Source organism: Deinococcus ficus (assembly GCF_003444775.1).
In the GTDB taxonomy this organism is placed as follows: Bacteria; Deinococcota; Deinococci; order Deinococcales; family Deinococcaceae; genus Deinococcus; species Deinococcus ficus.
On record NZ_CP021083.1, the window covers coordinates 71,780 to 94,698 of the forward strand.

The following is a 22,919-nucleotide window of genomic DNA, read 5'->3' on the forward strand; positions in this document are numbered from 1 at the left end:
CTGCCCGCGGCAGGGGAGAGGCCGGACCTCACCAGCCGGTCAGGTCGTTCTTCAGGTCGTCGGCCGCCAGCTGCGCGTACCCGCGCCGGGTGGTGTCCACGCTCTCATGCCCCAGGTGCGCCGCCACCCGACCGAAATCCCGGATCTGCTGAATCAGGCGCGTCCCCGCGTACTTCCGCCCGGCGTGAAAGCCCCGGAACGGCACGCCCGCCGCCCGGAACGCCTTGTCCAGATGGTACCGCGCCGTCTGCTTGCTGCCGTACCGGAACACGTGCGTGCCCGGCGTGGCCCGCCGGCCATCCGAGTGCTCCGGCCCGCCCGGCCCGTACAGCGCGCGGTAGTGCCGGGCCGCGCGGGCCAGACTGGTGCTCATCGCCACGATCCGGCCTTTGCGGCCCTTGCCGCTGCGCACGTGAATGCGCCGCGCCGTCTCGTCCAGGTCCTCCCATTCCAGGCTCAGGGCCTCGCTGATCCGCAACCCCGCGTGCGCCGTGAGGAACAGCAGGAACTTCTCGTGCACGCCCGCTTTCTCCAGCACGTCGTGCAGGTCGTCCTCGGAGTACGGGGGGCGCTTCACGATGCCGGGCGTGCGGTCCTTGGGGACCTTCACGTCCCGGAACGGGTCGGCTTCCGTCGCGCCGGCCCAGCGCAGCGCCCGGTACAGGCACCCGGCCGCCGCGACCTTGAGCTGCACGCCCGCGGGTTTGCGCCCGGCGGCCAGCATGGCGGCCACGTACCCCGGGGCGTCGTGCCGCCCGGGCCGCAGCAGGTTCACGGCCTGCGTGTCGGCGTACTCCAGGAACTGCCGCACGCCCAGTGCGTACGCCTCCACCGTGCGCGGGCTGGTGAGCACGCCACTCTGGCCCTGCTGCGTCAGGTACGCCCGGGTCAGGCTGACCAGCGCGTTTACGTCCTTTTCCCCGGCGGCCTGCACGGCGCGGCGGCGCAGTTCGTCGTCGTGGAGGTTGGTCCACTCCCGCAACTGGGTGAGCGCGTCGGCCTGATAGACGGCGAGGGTCACGCGGGAACTCCGGGGTGGATCTGAACGGTGGAGGCAGGCATGATTGCCATTTATACCCTAAATCCACTTAGGGGAGATGGTGAACTTTGACGAGTCGGAGTGAGCAGCTGACATTCAGGAAACGCCCGCGTCAATTCCTTCACCTGAGAACCCGGGTACTCTACCCCTCAAAACGTTTTGCAGGCCCCTTCCTGGGCCTCCTGTGAGCGCGTTATTTTTCCTGCGTGCAGGACGATGTTTTCTGAAGGGAAACTCAGGACTGCCCCAAGGCTGACCTTAAGAGCCTGTCATGCGCCGGGCCCCACGGCGCGGCAGAGTAAGCACGTCACGCCAGACGCGGGACCAACCTGATTCTCCTTCTCTCCTGAAGCTGACCGCGACCGGGTGAAGAGTTCAAAAGAAGGGCGACGTCCACCTTCCAAAAAACGGACGTGCGAGCGGGCCACAGGCACCACACCGGTTCGAGGCCGGTCCCCCGCACCCACAGGGCGTCCCCAGGACGCCTTTTTTCATGCCGTCCCCCGACCCTCCGGACCGAACGGTGCAAGAAAGCAGCCTCTACAATGGACGGTATGGCCGGCGCCCCCCTTCCCGAGAACGAGGCGGTGCGCCTCCTCGACCTGGCGCGGTACCACATCCTGGACACCCAGGCGGAGGAAGCTTTCGACCGGATCACGCGCCTCGCGGCCCAGGTGCTGCGGGTGCCGGTGGCCGTGCTGAACTTCGTGGACGAGAACCGCCAGTGGGGCAAGGCGATGGTCGGCCTGGAGGATAGCGAGGCGCCCCGCGAGCATTCCTTCTGCGCGTGGACGATCCTGCAGGACGGGCCGTTCGTCGTGCACAACGCCCCCGCGGACCCGCGCTTCCGCGACAACCCGATGGTGACGGGCGCGCCGCACATTCACCTGTACGCCGGGGCGCCCCTGATCACCCCGGCCGGGCAGCGGATCGGGACGCTCTGCGTCACCGACGACCAGCCTCATACCCTGGACGAGCAGGACCTGCAGGCTCTGCAGGACCTCGCGGCGCTCGCCATGACCGAACTCGAACTCCGGGCGCACGTTCACGTGCTCACCGGTCACCTCAGCGGCCGGGAGGCGTACGAGGCGGAACTGCGCCAGACGCTGGAGCACGCCCGCACGCTGGAGGGCGTGCAGGAGCTGGGCGACCTGCCGCTGTTCCCCAGGGAACTCGCGCATCAGACTGCCGCCCTGCTCACCGGCGCCCTGAGTTCCGACTGGGCGGCCCTGCTGGTCCTGCGAGGCGCAGAGGCGCACGGGGAATGGCTGCCCGTGCGCCTGCCTCCGGACCTCGCCGGGCTGGCCGGGCACTTTCAGGCGCTGGGTCAGGCCGTGACGGGTGGCCTGGCGCACCTGACCGCGCCGGCGTACCTGGACCCGTACGCCGCGCATCCCGGCGCGCGGCCGGACGCGACCACGGCGGGCGTGCAGGCGGTCGCCTGGGTGCCGATGGGCGCCTGGGACGGGCAGACCTTCGTGCTGATGACTGCCCGGGTCAGTGCCGAGCGGCGGTCCGGCTGGCGGGCGAGTGACCGCGCCCTGCTGGACGCCGCAGCGCGCAGCGTCCGGGTGGCCGTGCAGCGGCAGACCACCCTGCGGTCATTGGAGCAGGAGGCGCGGCGTGACGCCCTGACCCGGCTGCTCAACCGCCGGGCGTTCGACGAAGACCTGCACGCCCACGCGTCCGGCGGGCCCTTCACCCTGGCCCTGATCGACCTGGACGGCTTCAAGGCCATCAACGACACCGAGGGGCACGGGGCGGGGGACGTGGTGCTGCGGCTGTTCGGCAGCGCCCTCGAGTCGCAACTGGAGAAGGGCCAGGCCGCGTACCGGCTGGGCGGGGACGAGTTCGTGCTGTTGCTGCCCGGGACGTGCAGCGACGACGCCGTGCACGAACTCGTGGACGTGGCCGTGCTCGCCGCCCAGCAGGGCACGGTCGGCCGGATCGGGGCGAGCGTGGGCGTCGCGCGGCAGGCCCCGGGGGAGGACGTGCAGGCCACCCTCGCCCGCGCCGATGCGCGCATGTACGCCGCGAAACGGCAGCGGCAGGCCCGGCGGCGCGAGCGCCTCACCTGACCCCCGGGCTCAGCGGCGCGGACCGGGCACCGGGGCGGGCCACAGGGCGTCGGCGGGTGCCGGGCGCGCGAAGTGGTACCCCTGCCCGAAGCGGCAGCCGACGTCCAGCATGGCCTGCACGTGCCCGGCGGTCTCGATGCCTTCGGCGATCACGTCGAAGCCGAACTGCTCGGCCATGGACATGATGGCCCGCACGATCGGCAGGGTCCGGCCGTCGGCGGCACCCGCCACGAAGGACCGGTCGATCTTCAGGACGTTCAGCGGCAGGTTCGGCAGGTAACTGAGGCTGGAAAAGCCCGTTCCGAAATCGTCCAGGGCGATCGACACGCCCAGATCCCGCAGCGCCTGCATGCGCCGCACAGCGCTGTCCACGTCGCGCATCACGATCCGTTCGGTGAGTTCCAGTTCCAGGCATTGGGGCGGGAAGCGGGTGTCGCGCAGCACCTCCGCGACCATGTCCACGAAGTCCTCCCGGGCGAACTGCAGCGCCGAGACGTTCACGGCGATGCGCGCCAGGCCCGGCGCGCGGCCCAGCAGGTGGAGGCCCTGCCGGCACGCCTCGGCCAGCACCCAGCGGCCGATCGGGATGATCAGGCCGCTGTCCTCCGCCAGGGGAATGAACTCCGCCGGGGAGACCAGGCCGAGTTGCGGGTGCTGCCAGCGGATCAGGGCCTCGGCGCCGACGGGCTGGCCGGTGTCGAGGTTCATCTGCGGCTGGAAGTGCAGCGCGAGCTCGCCGAGTTCCTCGGCGCGGCGCAGGTGCGACAGCAACTCCAGGCGCTGCGTGGCCCGCTGCGGCAGCTCGGACTCGAACAGTTCGGTGCCGGTGCGCAGCGTCTTGGCGCGGTACATGGCGACGTCCGCGTGCCTTTGCAGGGTCTGCGCGTCGCCGTCGCTGCCGGTGGACACGGCGATGCCGATGGACATCATGATGAACACGTCCCGTCCGGCGACCGTGAAGCCCCCACGCAGCGCGTCGCTCATCCCCGCGGCCCGCTCGACCGCCTCGGGCGCGGCGGTGTCCGGCAGGATGGCGACGAACTCGTCCCCGGCGAACCGCGCGAGGGTCTCCCCGGGTTTCAGGCAGGCCCGCAGGCGCCGGGCCACCTCGCCGAGCACGGCGTCGCCGGTGTTGTGCCCGCCGGCGTCGTTGATGGCCTTGAAGTCGTCGATGTCGAGAAACAGCACCGCCACGGGCCGGCCTTCGGGCGCGGCGCGGTCCAGCTCACGCTGAAGCCGGTCATCGAACAGGGCGCGGTTGGGCAGGCCGGTCAGGTCGTCGTGCAGCGCCCGGTGTTCGAGTTCGCGGATCAGCGCGTCGTGTTCGATCACGATGGACGTGAGGTGCTGCGCCTGCTTGAGCAGCTCCCCGGTGGTGTCGCTGATGGGCGCGTCCGCCGGCAGGCACAGCGCCAGCGCCCCCACCAGACGCTGGCTGCGGTCGAACACCGGCAGGGACGCGCACACCGGGAAGGCCTGCATGTCGCCTGCCTGCAGGTACGGACCCCAGTACGGATGCTGCGAGAGGTCCTGGGTGTACTCGGCGCCGGGCACGGCCGGCAGGGCCGCCAGCCGCTCGCGGACGTCCAGGCCGTCGAAGCCGCTCAGGAACGCCTCGGGAATGCGGGGGGCCGCGCCGACCCGGAGGGTGTGACCGTCGAGGAGCAGCACCGCGCAGCGGCCGGCGGGGTGGAGGTGTTCGACCATCTGCGCGATCTCCTGCAGCAGTTCCTGGCGCGGGCGGCCCTGCGTCATCAGGTCGAGCAGCCGGGTGCGGTCGCGTTCGAACTGCTCGGCGGACGCGTCGTGAATGCGGACCAGGAACAGCGGCTCGCTGGCCGGCAGGCGCCCGATGTGCAGTTCCAGCGGCCGGGACCGGGAGTGTTCGGTCCCGCCGTACGGCAGGACCAGACTGTCCTCCTGGCCCTGCAGGACGCGCAGGATCGCGGCGTGGGCGTGCAGACCGCCGTTCGTGCCGGCATACAGGCACAGGGCGAGCAGGTTGCCGCCCGGGCCGGAACTGATGCCGGAGGCCGGGTAGTCGTTCTCCTGGGAGATCCAGGAACCGTTCACGGTGAGGAAGGTGCCCTCGCCGTCCATCAGGGCCGCGGGGAACGGCAGGCCCATCAGGACCGTCGTCATGTGCTCCAGCGTGCTGCGGGACGAGTTCATGCCGCCTGGGGTTCCTCCTGCCACCGCCGGCCGGGCTGGCCGGTCCGGTACAGAGCGAGACGACGAGGGGTGGCGGTGGGGCGCGGATTGCACACGAGGCCCGCACGGTAGTGCCCACCCTATGACACAGTTCTGGCAGAGTGGCCCGGCGTGGGTGTCCATCAGGCCAAGGGGATGATATCGCGGGGGCCGGCGGGGGCGACCGGCCCCGCCGGTTCACGTTCTCTGGAGGCTGCGGCGGGGTCCTGGGCGGCCTTCGGGAACTGCGTTGACACGCCCGCCCCGCACGGTTATGCTATTTACGTAATCAAAGGATTGGTCACAATCTTCCCCACCCTCATCCTGGAGATCCCCATGACGACCCCGCTCTACCGCCACGGCGACGTCCTCCTGCAGGCCACCACCGCCCCCACCACGCCGCTGCACCGCCAGCCCCACACCACCCTCGCCCACGGCGAACTCACCGGACACCAGCACCGCATCGCCGAGGCGAGCGCCGCCGAACTGTTCGCCCCCACGCCCACCGCCCGGCCCGGCGACCCGCAGTTCCTGCACGTCACCGCCCCCCACGCCACCCTGGTCCACGAGGAACACGCTCCCATCCGCCTGCCGGCCGGCTGGTACCGCGTGTGGCAGCAGCGCGAGTACACGCCGGGCAGCGTGCGCGTGGTGCAGGACTGATGTTCCGGGTTCAGAGCGGCCGGCACCTGGTGCGCTCCACGCGCCAGGACGGCCCTCAACCCTCCCCTCAGCGGCCCGCCCGCCCGGAACCGGCTTCCACCGCCGGCGCCCCCGCACCCGCCCTGACCGCCCCCGCGGCCCTCACGCCGGTCAGTCCGCAGGAGGCCCGCGCCCTGCTGCGGCAGGCGTCCCCACCGGCCGCCCTGGCCGTCAGCGGCCCCCTGAACCTCAGCGGCAGCGCCTGGCTGCGCATCCTGCCCGACTGGCTGAGATGCGAGGCGCTGATCGTGGACGACTGCCCGCACCTCACCGCCCTGCCCGCCGACCTGCACGCCGGTCGCGTCTCCGCGCGCCGCTGCCCGGAACTGCGCGAGGTGACCGGCCGGCTCAGCGTCCGCGAGGGCCTGAACCTCAGCGGCAGCGGCGTGCGCACCATTCACGCCGACCTGCACGCCACCCGCCTGACCCTGGCCCGCTGCCGCGACCTGATCAACCTGGCCGGCACGATCAGCGTCTCTCACCTGGACGTGCGCGGTTGCGCCGGCCTGCGGGACCTGCCGCCCAGCCTGCACGTCACGCAGACCCTGGACGTCGCCGACAGCGGCCTGACCGCCCTGCCCCCACACATCCGCGCCGGCCTGCGCTGGAACGACGTGCCGGTCGAGCCCAAGGTGGCCTTCACGCCGGAACTGCTGACCGGGCACGACGTGCTGCGCGTGCGCAACGTGCAGCGCCGCCGCGTGCTGCTCGACCGCATCGGCGTGGAGAAGTTCCTCGCGGACGTCGGCGGCCTGATCCTCGACCGGGACGAGGACGCCGGCGGGCAGCGGCAGCTCGTGCGCGTCCCCTTCGACGACGACGAGGACCTGGTCGCCGTGGTGGTCCGCTGCCCGTCCACCGGCGGCACCTACGCCCTGCGCGTCCCCCCCCACCTGCGCACCTGCCGGGACGCGGTCGCCTGGACCGCGGGCCTCTCCGCCAGCGAGTACCATCCCGTGCAGGAAGCCTGAGCCCCTCATCCTCCCGATTCACTCCAGGAGCGTTCCCATGACCCCCCCCACCCTGACCACCGACGCCCGTTTCACCCAGTCCACCCTGATGGAGCACCTCGCCGGCCCCGCGGACGTGCTGCTGCGCTTCCGGGCGCCCAGCCGGGCCGCGCAGCGCCGCCCCGTGAACCTCTCGCTGGTCATCGACGTGTCCGGCAGCATGGGCGGCGCGCCCCTGCGGCACGCCGTGCACGCCGCCCAGAGCGTCGTGGACGCCCTGGACGAGCACGACTTCCTGAGCGTGGTGCTGTACGACGACAGCGTCCACACCCTGATCCCCCCCGCCCGCGTGACCGACAAGGCTGGCCTGAAAACCCGCCTGAGCGGCATCCGCGCCGGCGGCCTGACGAACCTCTCCGGCGGGTGGCTCAAGGGCATCGAGCACGTCAAGGCCAACGCGTCCGCCGACGTGGTCAGCCGCGTGCTGCTGCTCACGGACGGGCAGGCGAACGTCGGCATCACCGACGAGCGCGTCCTGACGAAGACCGCCGCGCATCAGGCCGAGCAGGGCGTGACCACCACCACCCTGGGCTTCGGCAACGGCTTCAACGAGGACCTCCTGATCGGCATGGCCCGCGCCGCCGGCGGGAACTTCTACTTCATCCAGTCGGTGGACGACGCCGCAGACGTGTTCGGCTTCGAACTGCAGACCCTCAAGGCCGTCGCCGCGCAGAACCTCAGCGTGACCCTGCAGCCCGCCCCGGGCGTGAGCGTCACCGAGGTGCTCGGCCTTCACCGCCCCAACCCGGCCTCCCCCCTGACGCTGGACCTCGGGGACGTGTACGAGGACGAGGACAAACTGCTGGGCCTGAAACTCAGCCTGCCGGACCTGCCGGGAGGCGCCCACCCGCTCCTCACCGTGACGTACGCCGCCAACCTGCTCAGCGACGGAGCGATCACCCAGGACCGCGGGGAACTCGCGGTCACCGCGCCCTTCGGGCCCCTGACCGCGGACGTGCAGACCGACACGGAGGTGACCCTGGACCTCGCCCGGCTGCGCATCGCCCGCGCCAAGGAAGACGCCGTGGCCCTGGCCGACAGCGGCCGGGGCGCCGAGGGTGAGCAGCTGCTGCGCGGCGTGGTCACGGCGCTGCAGCAGGCCGGGCTGCACGAGCACTTCGACATCGCCGAGGAGATCGAGCAGCTTCAGCACTACGCCACCCGCATCGCCAGCGGCGCCTTCGACAACGCCAGCCGCAAGGAACTCGTGGACCAGTCCTTCCAGGGTCTGGCCCGCAGCCGCAGCGACATGAGCGGCCGCGGCGTGACCGTGGACACCGCCGTGCTGAACCTGGGCGTCGTGCAGGACACCGGCAGCGGCGTGGAACTCGAGTGCGTGCGCCAGGGCGGCAAGCTGCGCGTCCGCGCCGTGTCGGACGGCTTCGACCCGGGACGCAACATCCAGTTCCCCCGCGCACTGCGCGCCGACGGCGTGCACTACGTCGTGGACGGGCTGGAAAGCAGCGCGGACGGCAGCTTCTACCGCGTGACCGGCGACATCCGCCGCATCGTCCGCCCCGGCGAGGCCGACCCCCTGCAGAACCTCAGCGTGGGCGGCGGGTACGGCGCGCGCCGCAGCGCCGCCCGGGCCGGCGTGACCAAGGCCGCCAAGACCGTCGCCGACCTGGAAACCACCGATTCCAGCGACGGCGGCATCCTGGTGCAGTGCGTCAAGGAAGGCAGTAAGCTGCGTGCCCGCGTGGTGCAGGACGGTTACGAACCCGACTGGAACATGCGCTTCCCCCGCTCCATCCGCGAGGAGGGCACCCTGTACGTCGTGGACACCGTCGCCACCGCCCCGGACGGCAAGAGCTACATCGCCAGCGGCGAGATCCGCAAGCTGGTGCAGCCCAGCTGAGGGCCACCTGACCTGAATGTGGGACGGGCCAGTTGGCCTGTCCCACACGCTTTGTGCGGGGGCATTTGCCCGCGGCCAGCCCGCCGACCGAACCTGCACGCCCTGTAACCCTTCTTACGTTCTATAACAAGGGTCATGACTCCCACCGATCTCCTGAGCACCCTCCTGACCGAACTCGGCTGGAACCTCGCCGTGTGGCTGCCCACCGTGCTGGCCAGCATCGCCTTCATCCGCCTGATCATGGGCGTGCGGGTGCGCGAAATCATCACGGAAATCGAGGAGCACCAGACCGCCGCCATCGGCGCCGTGTTCTTCTCCGTGTCGCTGGGCTTCAGCCTGCTGCTCAGCCGCACCATCGCCAGCCCCGCCGTCGCCATGGACACCTCCTGGGCGACAGCCTTCACCTGGCTGGCCCTGGCCCTGCTGGTCACGCTGATCCTGTTCTTCATGGGCGTGCTGGTCGTCTTCGGCTCCCTGGCCCGCCGCCGCGGCGAGGGCCTGCTCGCCTACATCCGCCGCGAGATGCGCGAGGAGCACAACCTCGCCCTGTCGTTCATCATGGGCGCCCTGTTCATCGTGCCGGCGGTCGTCACCTACCATGTCACGCTCTGAGCACCGCCCCGCGCGGAACGGCGATCCTGCCGGACCCGTACTGAACAGTATGACGAAGGCCGCCCCCAAGACCTTTCACCTGCCCATGCTGGCGTCCCTGCCGGTGCTGCTCGCGGGCTGCGGCGACTCGGACGACCTGAGCCGCTACAACCGCATGCAGTACGCCAGCTATCAGGAATGCCTGATCGCCAACCAGCAGCTCATCCAGCAGGGCCTGCAGAACCCCTGCACCGAAGAGGACGACGACACCGACCTTTTCAAGAAGAAAAAGAAGTACTACGGGCCGCTGTTCTACGCCGGGTCCGGCAGCACCCGCTACGTCGGCTACTCGGGCCGGTACGGCGGCGTGCTCTCCGACAGCGGCCTGACGTACGACAGCAAGAAGGGGTCGTACGGCAGCTTCAAGGCCCCCGTCAGCCGCGGCGGCCTGACCTCCACCGCCCGCGGCGCGCTCAGCTCGGGCGGCTGAGGGCGTGCAGCGCCTCACCCTGCCGCCCCGCCCGAACTGGGAGGCCCGACTGCAGGAGGTCGGGTTCACCTGGTACGCCCCCACGCCGGAACACCCGGTGCCGTACTGGGGCGAGGACGCCTGCTACGCCCTGAGCGCCGCGCAGGCCGCCCGGCTGCAACGCGACGCCCAGACCCTCACGCACATGGTGCTGGACGCTACCGGGCACGCCATCGAACGCGGCCGCCTCGCGGAACTCGGCATTCCCGCCTTCCTGCACGCCGCCGTACGGGACTCCTGGGACCGCGACGACCCCAGCGTGTACATGCGCCTGGACCTCGCGTACGACGGCGTGAACCCCCCGAAACTGCTGGAGGTGAACGCCCAGACACCCACCAGCCTGATCGAGGCGGCTGTCAGTCAGTGGCAGTGGCTGGAAGACCGCCTCGCCGCCGGGCAGTTCCCGGCCGGCACCACGCAGTGGAACACCATCCACGAGGGCCTGCTCGAACAGTGGCAGCATATCAGGGCCGCGCGGGGCGTGGGGCAGCTGCACTTCAGCGCCGGACGCAACGACGAGGACATCGCCACCGTCACGTACCTGCGCGAACTCGCGCAGCAGGCCGGGGCCAGCACCGACTTCGTGATCGCCGACCAGATCGGCACGTCCGAACAGGAAACGCACCTGCTCGACCACTGGACGCTGACCATCCGGCACCTGATGTGGCTGTGGCCCTTCGAATTCGCCTGGGAATCCCGCGACGCCGCCTACCTCGCCCGCACGCACACCCGCTTCATCGAACCGCTCTGGAAGACCGCGTCCGGCAGCAAGGGCCTGCTCGCCCTGCTGCACGAACTCCACCCCGGCCACGACCTGCTGCTGCCCGCCACGCTGACCCCCGGCGCGCTCGGCGCGGACGTCGTGCGCAAACCCCTGTACTCCCGCGAGGGCCAGAACGTCACGCTGCCCGGCCAGCCCAGCACGCCCGGCGACTACGCCGACCTCGGGGTTGTCGAGCAGGCGTACACGCCGCTGCCCGAATACCCCGCCGGGGACGGCCCGCGCTACCCGGTGCTGGGCGTGTGGGTGGCCGGGGACGAGGTGTGCGGCCTCGGCATCCGCGAGGGCCGCGGCCGGGTCACCGACAACCGCGCCACGTTCGTCCCGCACGTGATCACCGCCGACCCGGGCTGACCCCATGACCACGACCCCCCATGCCAGCTTCATGCACCGCCTGCACGACTTCCTCGACCCGAGCGACGGCGCCGGTCCCGCCGAGCGGTTCTTCAACGCCCTGCTCGTCGCCCTGATCCTGCTCACGGTCGCCATCACCATCCTCAGCACCGTGCCCAGCATCCACGCGCAGTACGGCCCCCTCATCCGGCTGTTCGACCTGTTCTGCTTCGTGATCTTCGGCCTGGAGTACGCCGCCCGGCTGTACGTCACGCCGCTGCGCCCCGGCCTGCCGCGCGGCGGGCGCGGGTACTGGCAGTACGCCACGTCCCCGCTGCCGCTCATCGACCTGCTCGTGCTCATCTCCCTGCTCGTCCCGGGCGCCACTGCCCTGGCCAGCCTGCGCGGCCTGCGCATGCTCAAGCTCCTGTCGCTGCTCAAGCTCGGCCGGTACTCGGACTCCCTGCAACTCATCGGCCGCGTGATCCTGCAACGCGCCGGAGAACTGCTCACCACCGTCCTGATCGTGATCGTCCTGGTGTTCATCGCCGCAAGCGTCCTGTACGAGGTCGAGGCCGGCGCCGGCACGAAAGGCTTCGAGAGCATCCCCCAGGCGCTCTGGTGGGCGGTCGTGACCCTCACCACCACCGGGTACGGCGACGTGTACCCCGCCACGCCCGTCGGGAAGGTCGCCGCCGGGTTCATCATGCTGTTCGGCGTGGGGATGGTCGCCCTCCCCGCCGGCATGATCGCCAGCGGCTTCGCCGAGGAACTCGCCCGCCTGCGCATGGTCGAGCAGACCGCCCAGGAAACCCGCGCCGCCCGCTACTGCCCCCACTGCGGCGAGAAACTCCCCTGAACCGCTGAACACTCACGTGAGCGCATACCGGCCGACCCTGAATGATGGGACACGGCCGGTACGCTTTCGCAGCGCGGCACCGCAGGCGGGCTCCGAAAGAACTACGCGTGCCGGCCTGGGCAGCAGCGGAGCAGGTCCAGCGCGTCGTCAGACCGTCCAGCGGCGCTTGAGCGCTTGAGGGATCACGCCGTTCCGGTGGCCCTGATCATCCCATGTGCCCATCATGGTTAGGCCCGCCGGCTGGCTACACGCCTTGTTTCGCTCTGCTCATGGAGGTGCGGCAGGAGATCAGCTGACGTGGCGCGGGCCAGGGGGCGTGAAGCCCTGAGGCTTGACCCCACGGGCTGGCCCTGCGTTTACTGACCGGTGACCGAGGCCCTGTGCAGGCGCACGTCTCGAAAGGAGTCAGCCATGACCCAACCCCCCGTGAAGCTGCTCGTCGTCTTCTCCTCCACCTACGGCACCAACCTCGGCATGGCCCGCGAGGCCGCCCAGGCCGCCGAAGCCGCCGGTGCCCAGGTCCGCCTGCGCCGCGCTGCCGAAACTGCGCCGCAGAGCGTCGTGGACAGCCAGGAACCCTGGAAGGCGAACCTGCAGGCCATGCAGGACATCCCGGCTGCGACCCCGGACGACATGGAGTGGGCAGACGGCTTCGTCTTCAGCTCGCCCACCCGATTCGGCGGGGCGGCCAGCCAGATGCGCGCCTTCATCGACACCCTCGGGGGGCTGTGGGCCAACGGGAAGCTCGCCGGCAAGACCTTCAGCGCCATGACCAGCGCCCAGAACCCCAACGGCGGCCAGGAAACCACGTTGCAGACCCTGTACGTCACCGCCATGCACTGGGGCGCGGTGCTGGTGCCACCCGGCTACACCCACCAGCACATCTTCGCCAGCGGCGGGAACCCCTACGGTGCCAGCGTGACGGCAAACGGCCAGCCTCTGAGCGACGAGGACCGCCACACCATCCGCCATCAGGTGAACCGGCAGGTCGAACTCACCCGCAAACTCCTGAGCTGAGCGAGAGGCAGAAGTCTGGCGCTCGCTGATCGTTCGCCGATCAGTGCCCTCGGCACCGTTTCTGTCCTTCAACGTGTCAGTTGCCGTGTCCGACGGCCAACGGTGCGGGCAGCAGCGCCTCGGCCTGCGCCGCCGGCAGAGGCCGGCTGAACAGGTACCCCTGACCCAGGTCGCAGTGCAGGGCCCAGAGGGTGTCGCGCTGCCAGGCCTCCTCGACCCCTTCGGCCACCACGCGGACGCCCTGGTCGTGCGCCAGCGTCACGATGGCCCGCACGAAGCCGTCCCCGCCGTCCCCCAGGATGGACACGAACGACCGGTCGATCTTCAGGACGTCCACCGGCAGCTGCCGCAGGTAACTCAGGCTGGAGTACCCGGTGCCGAAGTCGTCCAGCGCGATCCGCACGCCCAGGGCCCGCAGGTCCCGCATCTTCTGCGCGGAGACGGCCGCGTCCTGAATCAGGGTGCTTTCGGTGAGTTCCAGGACCAGCGCCTCCCCGGGAACGCCGTGCCGCTCCAGGGCGGCGGTGACCTGATCCACGAAGGCGCTCAGCCCGAACTGCGACGCCGAGACGTTCACAGACACCGTCAGGTCCGGGTGCTGCCCGCCGCGCCGCCACTCGGCGACCTGCTGCACGGCCCTGGACAGCACCCACGCGCCGAGCTCCGGCATCATGGCGCGCTCCTCGGCGAGCTTCACCACGGTCAGCGGCGGGACCGGCCCGAGGAGCGGGGAGTGCCAGCGAAGCAGCGCCTCGAACCCCACCAGATGGCCCCCCGCCAGGGACACGATGGGCTGGTAGTGCAGGTCGAGCGCGCCGTCCCGCAGCGCCTCGCGCAGGTGCGATTCCAGCTGCACCTGTTCACGCTGCGCGGCATGATCCTGCGCGTCGTAGAAGCGGTAGACGTTCTTGCCGGCGGCCTTGGCGCGGTACATGGCGAGGTCCGCCTGGTGCAGGGCGGTGGCGGCGTCGGCGCTGTCGGCGGGGCACACGGCGATGCCCACGCTGGCCGTCACGTGGAAGGTCGCTCGGCCGAACCGGACGGGCTGCGCGACGGCCGTGAGCAGCCGCTGAGCCACCTGCGTGAGCTGCCGGGTGTCGCGGACGGTCATGGTCAGCACGAACTCGTCCCCGCCGAACCGGGCGACGTCGTCCGAGGCGCGCGTGCTGGCCCGCAGCCGCTCGGCGATGTGCCGCAGCACCTCGTCCCCGGCCGCGTGCCCGTAGGCGTCATTCACGTACTTCATGCGGTCCAGGTCCATGAACATGACGCCCACCAGCAGCCCCTGGCGCTCGGCCGCCCCGATGCGCCGGTCGAGTTCCGCGTGCAGGGAACTGCGGTTGAGCAGGCCCGTCAGGGCGTCATGCCCGGCCTGAAAGGCCAGGGAGCGGGCCAGCCGGCCGTTGTCGAGCACCGCCAGCAGCTGCCGAAGGAACAGCAGCACGAACGCCGCGGTGACGAGCGGTCCGGGCAGCGGGTCGCGGCCCTGGGCGAGCAGGAACACGGCGTACGACAGGGTCAGGGCCATGGTCGGCAGGAGAATGTTCAGCCGGTGCCGGCGCTGCAGCGGCAGGGACCACGCGGTGGGCGCCGTGCCGCCCGGCGCGGCGAGCCGCACGTAGGCGGCCGTGCCGAAGGCCGTGAAGGCCAGCGTCCACAGCAGGTCCAGCGGGGTGCCGAGGTGGTACAGTCCCTGCGCCGCCTGGTGCGCGTACAGGCTGTGCGCGGCGAACAGACCGGCCAGCCCGCCGCCTATGAGCCCGAGTTGCGCGCGGTCCAGGCCGCGCGGCCGCCATACCGCCATGGACAGCACCAGGGCGAGCAGCCCCAGGTCCGAAACGGGATACGCGACAGCGACCGCCAAGGCGAAGGGCGTCGCGGCGTACGCGTCGAGAATGCGCTGCACTGAGAAATGCCAGATCAGGGAGCCGATGGCCGTGATGATGATTGCCACGTCGAGGAGGAAACTCAGGGCCAGCGTCCGTGACGGCGCGGGCTGCCAGACGTGCAGCACGCCCAGCAGGAAGCAGGGGGCCAGCAGCAGGTACCCGACGTCCGCCGCGGAGGGGAAGGTGGACGCTCCGGTCAGGTCCAGCCAGGTGTACAGGCCCTGCCCGGCGGCCCAGAACAGCAGCCCGGCGGTGAAGAAGGCCCAGGCGCGCCGGGCCTGCCCGCTCAGGCGGGTGGAGAGTGTCCAGGCGAGCGCGGCGGCCAGCAGACTGGGCGGAAAGAAGCTGAGGTTGCCCAGCACCGCCTGCCAGGCCCGGGGGGGCGCGCCGGCAAGCACCCAGGTGACGTGCACGGTCAGTGAGACGAGCAGCAGGATGAAGAGCGTGGTGGGGCGTTGGGTGCGGTTCACGGGTTCCTCCACCGGGTGTGGTTGCGGCTCATGATGCGGTGGGTTCCCTCTCCGAAGTCTGACCGTCCGGGTGAGCTGGTTGAATGAGCGTGAACGCATTAGGAATATATCGAAGTGAGGTGGGCCTTCCAGGCTTGTCCACAGCCTCTAAGCTGAGCGTGAGAGCCGCCCTTGACTAGCGCCCGGAGGGCTTTGCAAAAGTCCTGTAGGGCGCAGAATGGAATATATCGAACAAACAGGATGTCGGAGAATCGCCTCCCCTGCTGTCTCTCGTGGTTGAATTTCCCTCCTACGCCGACGTCCTCGGCGGAGCCCCGCACTGGATGCGTGTGTCTTTCCTCATGCTTGTGCCCGTGCTAGGGCATGAAGAAAAAGTCCCGTCGCGCGGAGCAGAACGATGAGATGTGGGAAGGCAGAGGAGCCCAGTCGAGCGGAAGCATTCGCTTGTATATATTCTTACAGTCTACTAGCGGAAAGGGGTTTGCTTGGATCGAAAGCGTTGTTTGGGTGGTGATCTGCCGTATCGGCTCTTGTGAATCAGGCACGCCAATCCAACCTTCAATAAGACGAAATTGATTCGCCGAATTCTGCTATTTACAGAACAATAATTCTCGCCTAGAGTAATGGTGAAAACCGCACACTCCCCGACGAGGTTCCCATGTTCATCGAAACGAAAATCGTAGGCCGCCGCACCCCGTTCGAGCGCCGCCCCATCGACTGCCCACCAGGCCCCCACACCCTCGGGGAGCTCATCGGGCACCTCGTCGCCCACGAGGTCGCCGCCTACCATGAACGCCAGGACAGCCACAGCGCGCTGCGCGTCATGACCGAGCAGCAGCTTCAGGACGGTGCCGCGCAGGGCCGCATCCAGCTCGCCCCCCAGGAAAAAAGCGGCACGGTCACCGTCGAGGACGCCACGCACACCGCGCTGCGCGCCTTCCAGGATGGGCTGTACTACGTCTTCGTGGACGACCAGCAGATCGAGCAGCTCGACCACGTTGTCACGCTGCGCGCCGACAGCACCCTGCTCCTGCTGCGCCTCACGGCCCTGGCGGGCGGCTGAGCATGGACGCCACCGAATACTTCCGGGCGTTCGAGCAGCCCTGGCAGCCTGCCCTCGACGCCCGCCTCGCCGCCACGACCAGCCCCGCCGCCGACTGGGTCCGGGCGCGCCTGACCGAACCGTCCAACTGGCGGGAGCGGCAGGCGCAGGAACAGGCGTTCGCGGCCGCCCTCGCCCAGGCCAGTGACGTGGAACTCAAGGACCTGACCGGGCTGCTGTTCCCGCAGTTCCCGGACCTGGCCGCCCGCGCCTACCGGTCCTACCTGACGCAGCGGCCCTACACCAGCGGGCTGCTGCGCCGCGCGTTCCGGTCCGCCGGGGAGGCCCCAGATACCGCGGCCGCCGCGGGCTGGCTGTGGAATCTGTGGCAGGCACTCCGGGCCTACCCGCAGGACGTCACCTGGGTGGCCGAGTCCGCCGGGCTGCTCTCCCCCTGGGAGAGTCAGGTGACCGGCGCGCTGCTGGCGCAGGCCGTCAGCGACGGGCACACCGGGGTGTTCGAGGTGCTGCGCGACACGGCCGCCACCGTGCACCCGGTCGGCCGGATGGGCCGGCACGTCCCCGCCGCCCTGCTCGGCAGCAGCCGACCGGAGGCCTGGGCGCTGGCGCGGCAGCTGCTGCTCGCCGCGCAGCGGCAGGAGGGCCTGCGGCAGGTGATCATGGAAACGGTGGACGAGGCGCACCCGGACGCCTTCCCGCTGTTCCTGCGCACCGTGCTGGACGAGGACCTGCTGCGCTTCGCCGCGGTGCTCCGCGCGGCCGGCGTGTGGTTCGGGCTGGGGTATGACGTCACCGACACGAAAACCGTCCGCCGGCTGCTGGGCACGGCCCTGGAGTACCTGGACGACCCGGCGCAGGCCCAGGCGGCCGTGGCGGGCGCGCCCGGCGTGCCGGCGTACCTGGCGCTGTTCACGCTGGGCATGACCGACGCCGGGCAGGCCGGCCGTCTGGCCCGGCCGCTGCTGACCGACGCGGACCCGGAGCGCCGTATGGCCGCCGCGCAGTTCCTGAACGCCGCGGGGCTGCTCAAGCGGGAGGACCACGCCACGCTGCTGCGCGACCCGGACCTGCGGCTCGGGGCGCTCAGCGCGCAGCACGCGCCTTCCCCGTACCACGCCCACCACGCGCAGCATGCCAGCGACGCCCTGATGGGCTTCGAGGACCTCGCCGGGTACGCCCGGCGCCTGCCGGAGCAGGCACGGCACGCGCCGCTGCTGTTCCCCTGGCTGGGGCAGGTGCCGGCGCGCGGCAGCGTGACCGACCGCCTGACCGGCCTGCTGGACACGTCGGAGGTCCTGCGGGTCGCGCCGCACGTGAGCGAGATGACCTCCACCGGGAAAAGCACCCTGCTCACGGTCCTGAAACGCGCCCTGAGCACTCCCGAGGTGGACGGAGCGCTGGCCGCCGGCGCACGGGACCTGGTGATCACCCTGCTGCAGGACCGCAGCAGCAGCGTGTCGCAGGAGGCCGTCTCGGTCATCCGGGCCGCGCGGCTGGAGCCCAGCGAGGCCGACACGCAGATCCTGCTGACGCTGCTGCGCCGTAAATCCGCGGACCTGCGGCGCGGCCTGATCCGCCTGCTCGCGCAGGACCCCGACCGGGCGCAGCGCAGTGCCCTGGCGCTGCTCGCCTCCGGCAGCACCGAGCAGCGCCAGGCAGGCCTGAGCCTGCTCGACGCGGTCGGCCTGGCCCCCCCAGCGGACTTCCAGGCGAAGAACGTCACCGAGCAGACCCTGCTGGACAAACTCGTCTCCCCGCAGAGCACGCTGAGTCTGAAGGATGGCCTGGGTCTGTTCGACCCGGCCGACCTCGCACGGCCCGGCCCGCTGACCCGCCGGGACCGCGATTACCCGCGGGACGTGCAGCGCGGCGCGGCGCTGCTGCAGGCCCTGAACGACCTGATCGAGCAGCGCCGCGAGACGCCCCTGACAGCGCACGGGTATGACGGCCCGCAGACCGTGCTGCTGATGAACGTCTCCCCCTACCTGCTGCGGGCCCACGCAGACACGCCGATGCCGCTGGCCGACCTGTGGGACGGCTGGTGGACGGCGAGGCCGGCCGCGCAGGACGGCGACCTCACCCGCCTGCAGTGGGCGCTGCACCACCACGTGAACCGCGCCGACACGACCGACACGGAACTGAATGAGGAACTCGGGGAGCAGCCGGCCCTGGAGGGGCTCCTCAGCGCGGCGGAGGCGGAACTCGCCGCGCCCGCCGACGCGGACGAACCGGCCCGGCTGAGCGAAGCGACGCGGGACGCCCTGCGCGCGCAGCTCACCCGCAGCACCGTGGAGCGCACGCTGGGGCCACGGGTGACCCTCAGTCTGCCGTGGCACGCCCTGCTCGCGCCGGTCGTGGCGTACCTCGCCGCGCGTCACCGCACCGCAGCCGACCGCGCCCTGCAACTGGATGCCTGGGAGACGGCCCTGACCTTCCTGCCGCTGAATGTCCCGATGCTCGTGTCGCAGCGGTACAGCTGGCGGCAGGAGGACCCCCGCGACCTGCTGGACGGCCTGCGCTGCGAGCACTGGTCGGACCTCACTCCGGTGCAGTTCCGTCAGTACTGGAACACGCTGCTGCACGAGAACACGGCCTTCCCGGCCCTGCCGGCCTGGCAGCCGCCCACCGGCGCCCTGCTGCGCGCCGTGCAGGAGGGCCTGGCCGGCCGCGCCGACCTCCTCAACCAGCTGATCGGCCCCCGGCCCGGGGACGCGTACCCCTCGCACGCCTTCCGCGACCTGGAGCAGGCCACCGCCCGCACGCCCGCCGCGGACCGGCCCACCTCCCCGGACTGGGAGGCGGCAGCGCACGCCGTGCGGGACCGGGTGCTGGAGACCGAACTGCAGCGCGGGGACCTGGAAACCCCCGCGACCGCGCCCGCGCTGGCCCTGTCCAGCGTGCACGGCGCGGACGTGGCGCTGCGCCTGCTGGCCGGCCTGGGCCGCAACCCCCTCAAGCGCGGGTACCAGGGCAGCAGCCAGAGCCGGGACGCGACCTTCAGCCACCTGCTGCGCGTCTCCTACCCCGCCCCCACCGACACCGCCGCCAGCGTCGGGGCACTGGCGCGCACGCTCGGGCTCAGCGAGGGGCGGCTGCTGGACCTGGCGGTGTTCGCGCCGCAGTGGGCGAACCTGATCGCCGGCACGCTCGGCTGGAAGGGCCTGACGGACGGCGTGTACTGGCTGCACGCCCACACCAAGGACTCGCACTGGAGCGTGCCGCAGGAAGTCCGGGACGCCTGGGAGGGCGAGATCAGCGGACGCACGCCCCTGAAAGCCGCCGACCTCACCGAGGGGGCCGTGGACGTCGCGTGGTTCCACCGCACGTACCGCGCCCTGGGCCGGGCGCGCTTCCAGACGCTGCTCGAAGCGTCGCGCTATGCGTCGTCCGGCGCGGGACACAAACGCGCCGAACTGTTCGCCGCCGCGATTCTCGGCGAGGTCACGGAGGCCGAACTGCTCGGCCGCATCCGCGAAAAGCGCAACCAGGACGCCGTGCGGTCCCTGGGCCTGCTGCCGCTGGGCCGCGGACGCAAGGCCCAGCAGACCCTGGAAGCCCGTTATCGCGTGCTTGCGCAGTTCCGGCGTGAGGCGCGGCAGTTCGGCGCGCAGCGGCAGGCCAGTGACCGGCTCGCGGCGGACATCGGCATGCAGAACCTCGCCCGCACCGCCGGGTACGCCGACCCGCAGCGCCTGATGTGGGCCATGGAGGCCCGCACCGCGCCGGACTGGCAGGCGGCCGTGACCGTGGACGGCGTGACCGTCCAGGCGCACGTGAACGCCGCGGGCGAGGCGGCCCTGACCGTCACCCGCGGCGAGAAGGCCCTCAAGGCCCTTCCACCCGCCCTGCGCAAGCACCCGGAAGTCACCGCGCTGAGAGAAGCGGTCAAGGAACTGGACGCCACCCGCCGCCGCATGCGCCTCGCGCTGGAAGAAGCCATGGTGCGCGGCGACCTCTTCCAGCCGCAGGAACTCCGGGACCTCTCGCGCCACCCGGTCATCGCGCCCATGCTGCGGGACCTCGTGTGGGTCATGAACGAGCAGCAGCTCGGCTACTGGGAAGAGGATACGCTGCGCACCCTGGACGGCCCGGTGCCCATCACGGACCAGGCGCTGCGCGTCGCCCACCCGCACGACCTGTTCACGGGCGGCCAGTGGCGCGCCCACCAGGCCGACCTGCTGGACCGTCAGGTCACGCAGCCGTTCAAGCAGGTGTTCCGCGAGTACTACCCCATCACGCCCGCCGAGCAGGGCGCCCAGCGCAGCGCGCGTTACGCCGGGCATCACGTGCAGCCCGGCAAGGCCGCCGCCCTGCTCAAGGCCCGCGGCTGGGTCAGCGTGCCCGGCGAAGGCACCCGCAAGACCGATCACCGCGAGGGCATCACCGCCTGGCTGGACGACAGCCTCGGATACGGCACGCCCAACGAGGTCGAGGGCATGCCCCTGCACGCCGCCGGCTTCATCCGCCGGGACGAATGGACGCCCATGCCGCTGGCCGAGGTGCCCCCGAGGCTGTTCAGCGAGACCATGCGGGACCTGGACCTGGTGGTCAGCGTCGCGCACGTGGGCGGCGTGGACCCCGAAGCGTCCCAGAGCACCGTGGAGATGCGCGAGAGCCTTCTGCGGGAGACGCTGCGCCTCCTCAAACTCGGGAACGTGCGCCTGGAGCACCAGCACGCCCTGATCGACGGAGCGTACAGCCGGTACACCGTTCACCTCGGCAGCGGGACCGTGCACCGGCAGCCCGGCGGGTTCCTGTGCATCGTTCCCGTGCACAACGCCCAGCAGGGCCGGGTGTTCCTGCCGTTCGCCGACCCGGACCCCCGCACGGCCGAGGTGGTCAGCAAGGTCCTGCTGCTCGCCGAGGACCGCAAGATCCAGGACCCCACGATTCTCGAACAGCTCCGTTGAAAGGACGGTAAGACAGAGGAACAGGTTTGGCACATGACCACCTGTTCCTCTGTCCTGCGCGCATAACTAGACCGTTTCCAGCGGCTGCCCACCGTGTAGCTCCACCGGGGCTTGTTTGGATATATTCGGAATGTTGGGGAACCCAGCTGCGGCGGACGCAGCCAGGGTCTCCATTTTCAGACCCTTCAGCCTGGGCATCCGGCGGGGCGAAACAGACTCATTCCCCGCCGTTCTCCCCTGCTCTCAGACGAGTTCCATGCCCTCCACCGGGCCGCGCGTCAGGGTTCGGAGCGCGCGGGTGCTGAGCCACACGCTCTTCACCCGGCTGCCCTGACGCACGGTCTTCTTCTGCAGGTTGGCCTTCTGGGTGCGGCGGGTCACGCCGGTGACCTTGCGGCCCACGCCGCCCTCGGCCCGGGCCCGGCCGCGGCGCCGCACGCGCCGCACCACCCGCGTGCCCCGGCCCGTCAGGGCGCACACGCGGCTCACGCCCCCACCCCGGCGGGCTGGCGGGCGCCGTCCAGCAGGGCCTGCAGGGCGACCGGGTCGAGCTGCTGCCCGATAAACACGATCTCCGTGAAGGCCTGCTCCGGGTCGTGCCAGGTGCCGGCCTGTTCCAGCACCAGCTGCCGCCCCGTGTGGTTCCAGAGGGTGGCGAGGCCGTCGCCGAGGTTCACCCAACCCTTGCTGCGGATGACGCTGCGCGGCAGCCCGGCGGTGAGCGCCTCCTGGAAGCGCGCGGCGTCCAGGGGCCGGTCGCTGCGGTAGATGAAGGTACCCAGGCCGAACTCCACGCTCTCGGGAACGTGTTCGCGCTCCAGTTCCTCCTGCCAGGCGTCGAGCTGCATGCTGGCGTCCATGTCGAACAGGCCGACGTCCAGCAGCTGATCGGCGGGCAGCTGGCCCTTTACGGCTTCCAGCACGCGGGCACGCGGGTTGGTGATGCGCAGCAGGTCGCGCAGGCGGGTCAGGTCGGCGGGCTGTGCGAGGTCCGCCTTGTTCAGGACCACGATGTCCGCGAATTCCAGCTGTTCGGCGAGCAGTTCCCCGAAGCCGCGGCCCTGCCCGCCGTCCTCGGGGGCGTCGTCCGGCAGGGTGTCCGGGGAGTTCCACAGGTCGAAGAACTGGGCGCTGTCCACCACGGTGATCATGGCGTCCACGTGCACGCGGCCGATCAGGTTGGGGATGGGCGGCTGGCCGGGTTCAGGATCGAGGTCGAGGTCCTCGGGGGTCAGGCAGAAGCTCTGCGCGATGGGGAGGGGTTCGCCGATGCCGGTGGATTCGATCAGGATGGCGTCCAGTTCCCTGGTTTCGAGCAGGTCGTGCACGGCGTGGAGCAGGTCGCCGCGCAGGGTGCAGCAGATGCAGCCGTTGCTGAGTTCGATGGTGTCCTCGGTGGTGCTGACGACGAGGCCGGCGTCGATGTTCACGGCGCCGAACTCGTTGACGATCACGGCCACGCGTCGGCCGGCTTGCTGGCCGAGCAGGTGGTTGAGGAGGGTGGTTTTGCCGGCGCCGAGGAAGCCGCACAGGACGGTGATGGGAATGGAGGAGTTCGCCTTCATTTGATAATGATAAGGCATTATCAAGAAATGGCAAG

Annotated in this window: 16 protein-coding genes; 11 read left to right on the plus strand and 5 right to left on the minus strand. The window is 70.7% G+C overall.

What is annotated here, in order from left to right; translation table 11 throughout:
• Positions 1-28: 28 nt before the first annotated feature.
• On the minus strand, positions 29-1,021 hold the full coding sequence (locus DFI_RS16875) for a tyrosine-type recombinase/integrase (RefSeq protein WP_027462343.1): 993 nt from the start codon (positions 1,019-1,021) through the stop codon (positions 29-31).
• Positions 1,022-1,593: 572 nt separating this feature from the next.
• On the opposite strand from DFI_RS16875, the gene DFI_RS16880 reads away from it, so the two are divergent.
• Positions 1,594-3,117, plus strand: coding sequence for a sensor domain-containing diguanylate cyclase (locus DFI_RS16880; protein ID WP_027462344.1), 1,524 nt, complete (start codon positions 1,594-1,596; stop codon positions 3,115-3,117).
• Positions 3,118-3,126: 9 nt separating this feature from the next.
• Here DFI_RS16880 and DFI_RS16885 read toward each other — a convergent pair whose 3' ends face one another.
• Complete coding sequence (locus DFI_RS16885; protein ID WP_051307555.1) at positions 3,127-5,289, minus strand: putative bifunctional diguanylate cyclase/phosphodiesterase; 2,163 nt, start codon at positions 5,287-5,289, stop codon at positions 3,127-3,129.
• 354 nt (positions 5,290-5,643) lie between these two features.
• Here DFI_RS16885 and DFI_RS16890 point away from each other — a divergent pair, with 354 nt between their 5' ends.
• From DFI_RS16890 to wrbA, 8 genes are all read left to right on the plus strand, one after another.
• The gene (locus tag DFI_RS16890; protein WP_043777476.1) at positions 5,644-5,970 is read left to right on the plus strand and encodes a hypothetical protein; all 327 of its coding nucleotides are present in this window, start codon (positions 5,644-5,646) and stop codon (positions 5,968-5,970) included.
• The gene (locus tag DFI_RS16895; RefSeq protein ID WP_051307556.1) at positions 5,970-6,980 is read left to right on the plus strand and encodes a DUF6745 domain-containing protein; all 1,011 of its coding nucleotides are present in this window, start codon (positions 5,970-5,972) and stop codon (positions 6,978-6,980) included. The genes DFI_RS16890 and DFI_RS16895 overlap by 1 nt, the downstream gene beginning before the upstream one ends.
• Positions 6,981-7,017: 37 nt before the next feature.
• Positions 7,018-8,877, plus strand: coding sequence for a vWA domain-containing protein (locus DFI_RS16900; RefSeq protein WP_027462347.1), 1,860 nt, complete (start codon positions 7,018-7,020; stop codon positions 8,875-8,877).
• Positions 8,878-9,012: 135 nt separating this feature from the next.
• On the plus strand, positions 9,013-9,489 hold the full coding sequence (locus DFI_RS16905) for a DUF350 domain-containing protein (RefSeq protein WP_027462348.1): 477 nt from the start codon (positions 9,013-9,015) through the stop codon (positions 9,487-9,489).
• Between the two features lie 49 nt (positions 9,490-9,538).
• Positions 9,539-9,958, plus strand: coding sequence for a hypothetical protein (locus DFI_RS16910; RefSeq protein ID WP_022802934.1), 420 nt, complete (start codon positions 9,539-9,541; stop codon positions 9,956-9,958).
• 4 nt (positions 9,959-9,962) lie between these two features.
• Positions 9,963-11,132 carry a glutathionylspermidine synthase family protein gene (locus DFI_RS16915; RefSeq protein ID WP_027462349.1) on the plus strand — a complete coding sequence of 390 codons (1,170 nt, stop codon included), beginning with the start codon at positions 9,963-9,965 and terminating at the stop codon, positions 11,130-11,132.
• A 4-nt stretch (positions 11,133-11,136) separates the two neighbouring features.
• The gene (locus DFI_RS16920; protein WP_027462350.1) at positions 11,137-11,970 is read left to right on the plus strand and encodes an ion transporter; all 834 of its coding nucleotides are present in this window, start codon (positions 11,137-11,139) and stop codon (positions 11,968-11,970) included.
• Positions 11,971-12,381: 411 nt separating this feature from the next.
• Complete coding sequence (gene wrbA / locus DFI_RS16925) at positions 12,382-12,987, plus strand: NAD(P)H:quinone oxidoreductase (RefSeq protein WP_027462351.1); 606 nt, start codon at positions 12,382-12,384, stop codon at positions 12,985-12,987.
• Between the two features lie 76 nt (positions 12,988-13,063).
• On the opposite strand, the gene DFI_RS16930 is transcribed toward wrbA, so the two are convergent.
• The gene (locus DFI_RS16930; protein WP_162145405.1) at positions 13,064-15,346 is read right to left on the minus strand and encodes a putative bifunctional diguanylate cyclase/phosphodiesterase; all 2,283 of its coding nucleotides are present in this window, start codon (positions 15,344-15,346) and stop codon (positions 13,064-13,066) included.
• A gap of 658 nt (positions 15,347-16,004) precedes the next feature.
• Between DFI_RS16930 and DFI_RS20870 the strand changes: the two genes are divergently transcribed.
• Positions 16,005-16,409 carry a hypothetical protein gene (locus DFI_RS20870; RefSeq protein ID WP_244940410.1) on the plus strand — a complete coding sequence of 135 codons (405 nt, stop codon included), beginning with the start codon at positions 16,005-16,007 and terminating at the stop codon, positions 16,407-16,409.
• Positions 16,410-16,411: 2 nt separating this feature from the next.
• Complete coding sequence (locus tag DFI_RS16940; protein WP_027462353.1) at positions 16,412-21,319, plus strand: DUF4132 domain-containing protein; 4,908 nt, start codon at positions 16,412-16,414, stop codon at positions 21,317-21,319.
• 243 nt (positions 21,320-21,562) lie between these two features.
• Here the strand turns inward: DFI_RS16940 and rpmB are convergent, their stop codons facing one another.
• Positions 21,563-21,808 (minus strand): 50S ribosomal protein L28, encoded by a 246-nt coding sequence (rpmB, locus tag DFI_RS16945; protein WP_027462354.1) that lies wholly within the window; start codon positions 21,806-21,808, stop codon positions 21,563-21,565.
• A complete protein-coding gene (locus DFI_RS16950) occupies positions 21,805-22,884 on the minus strand; it encodes a CobW family GTP-binding protein (RefSeq protein WP_027462355.1) in 1,080 nt (359 codons plus the stop codon). Before DFI_RS16950 ends, rpmB begins: the two co-directional genes overlap by 4 nt.
• Between the last annotated feature and the right edge of the window lie 35 nt (positions 22,885-22,919).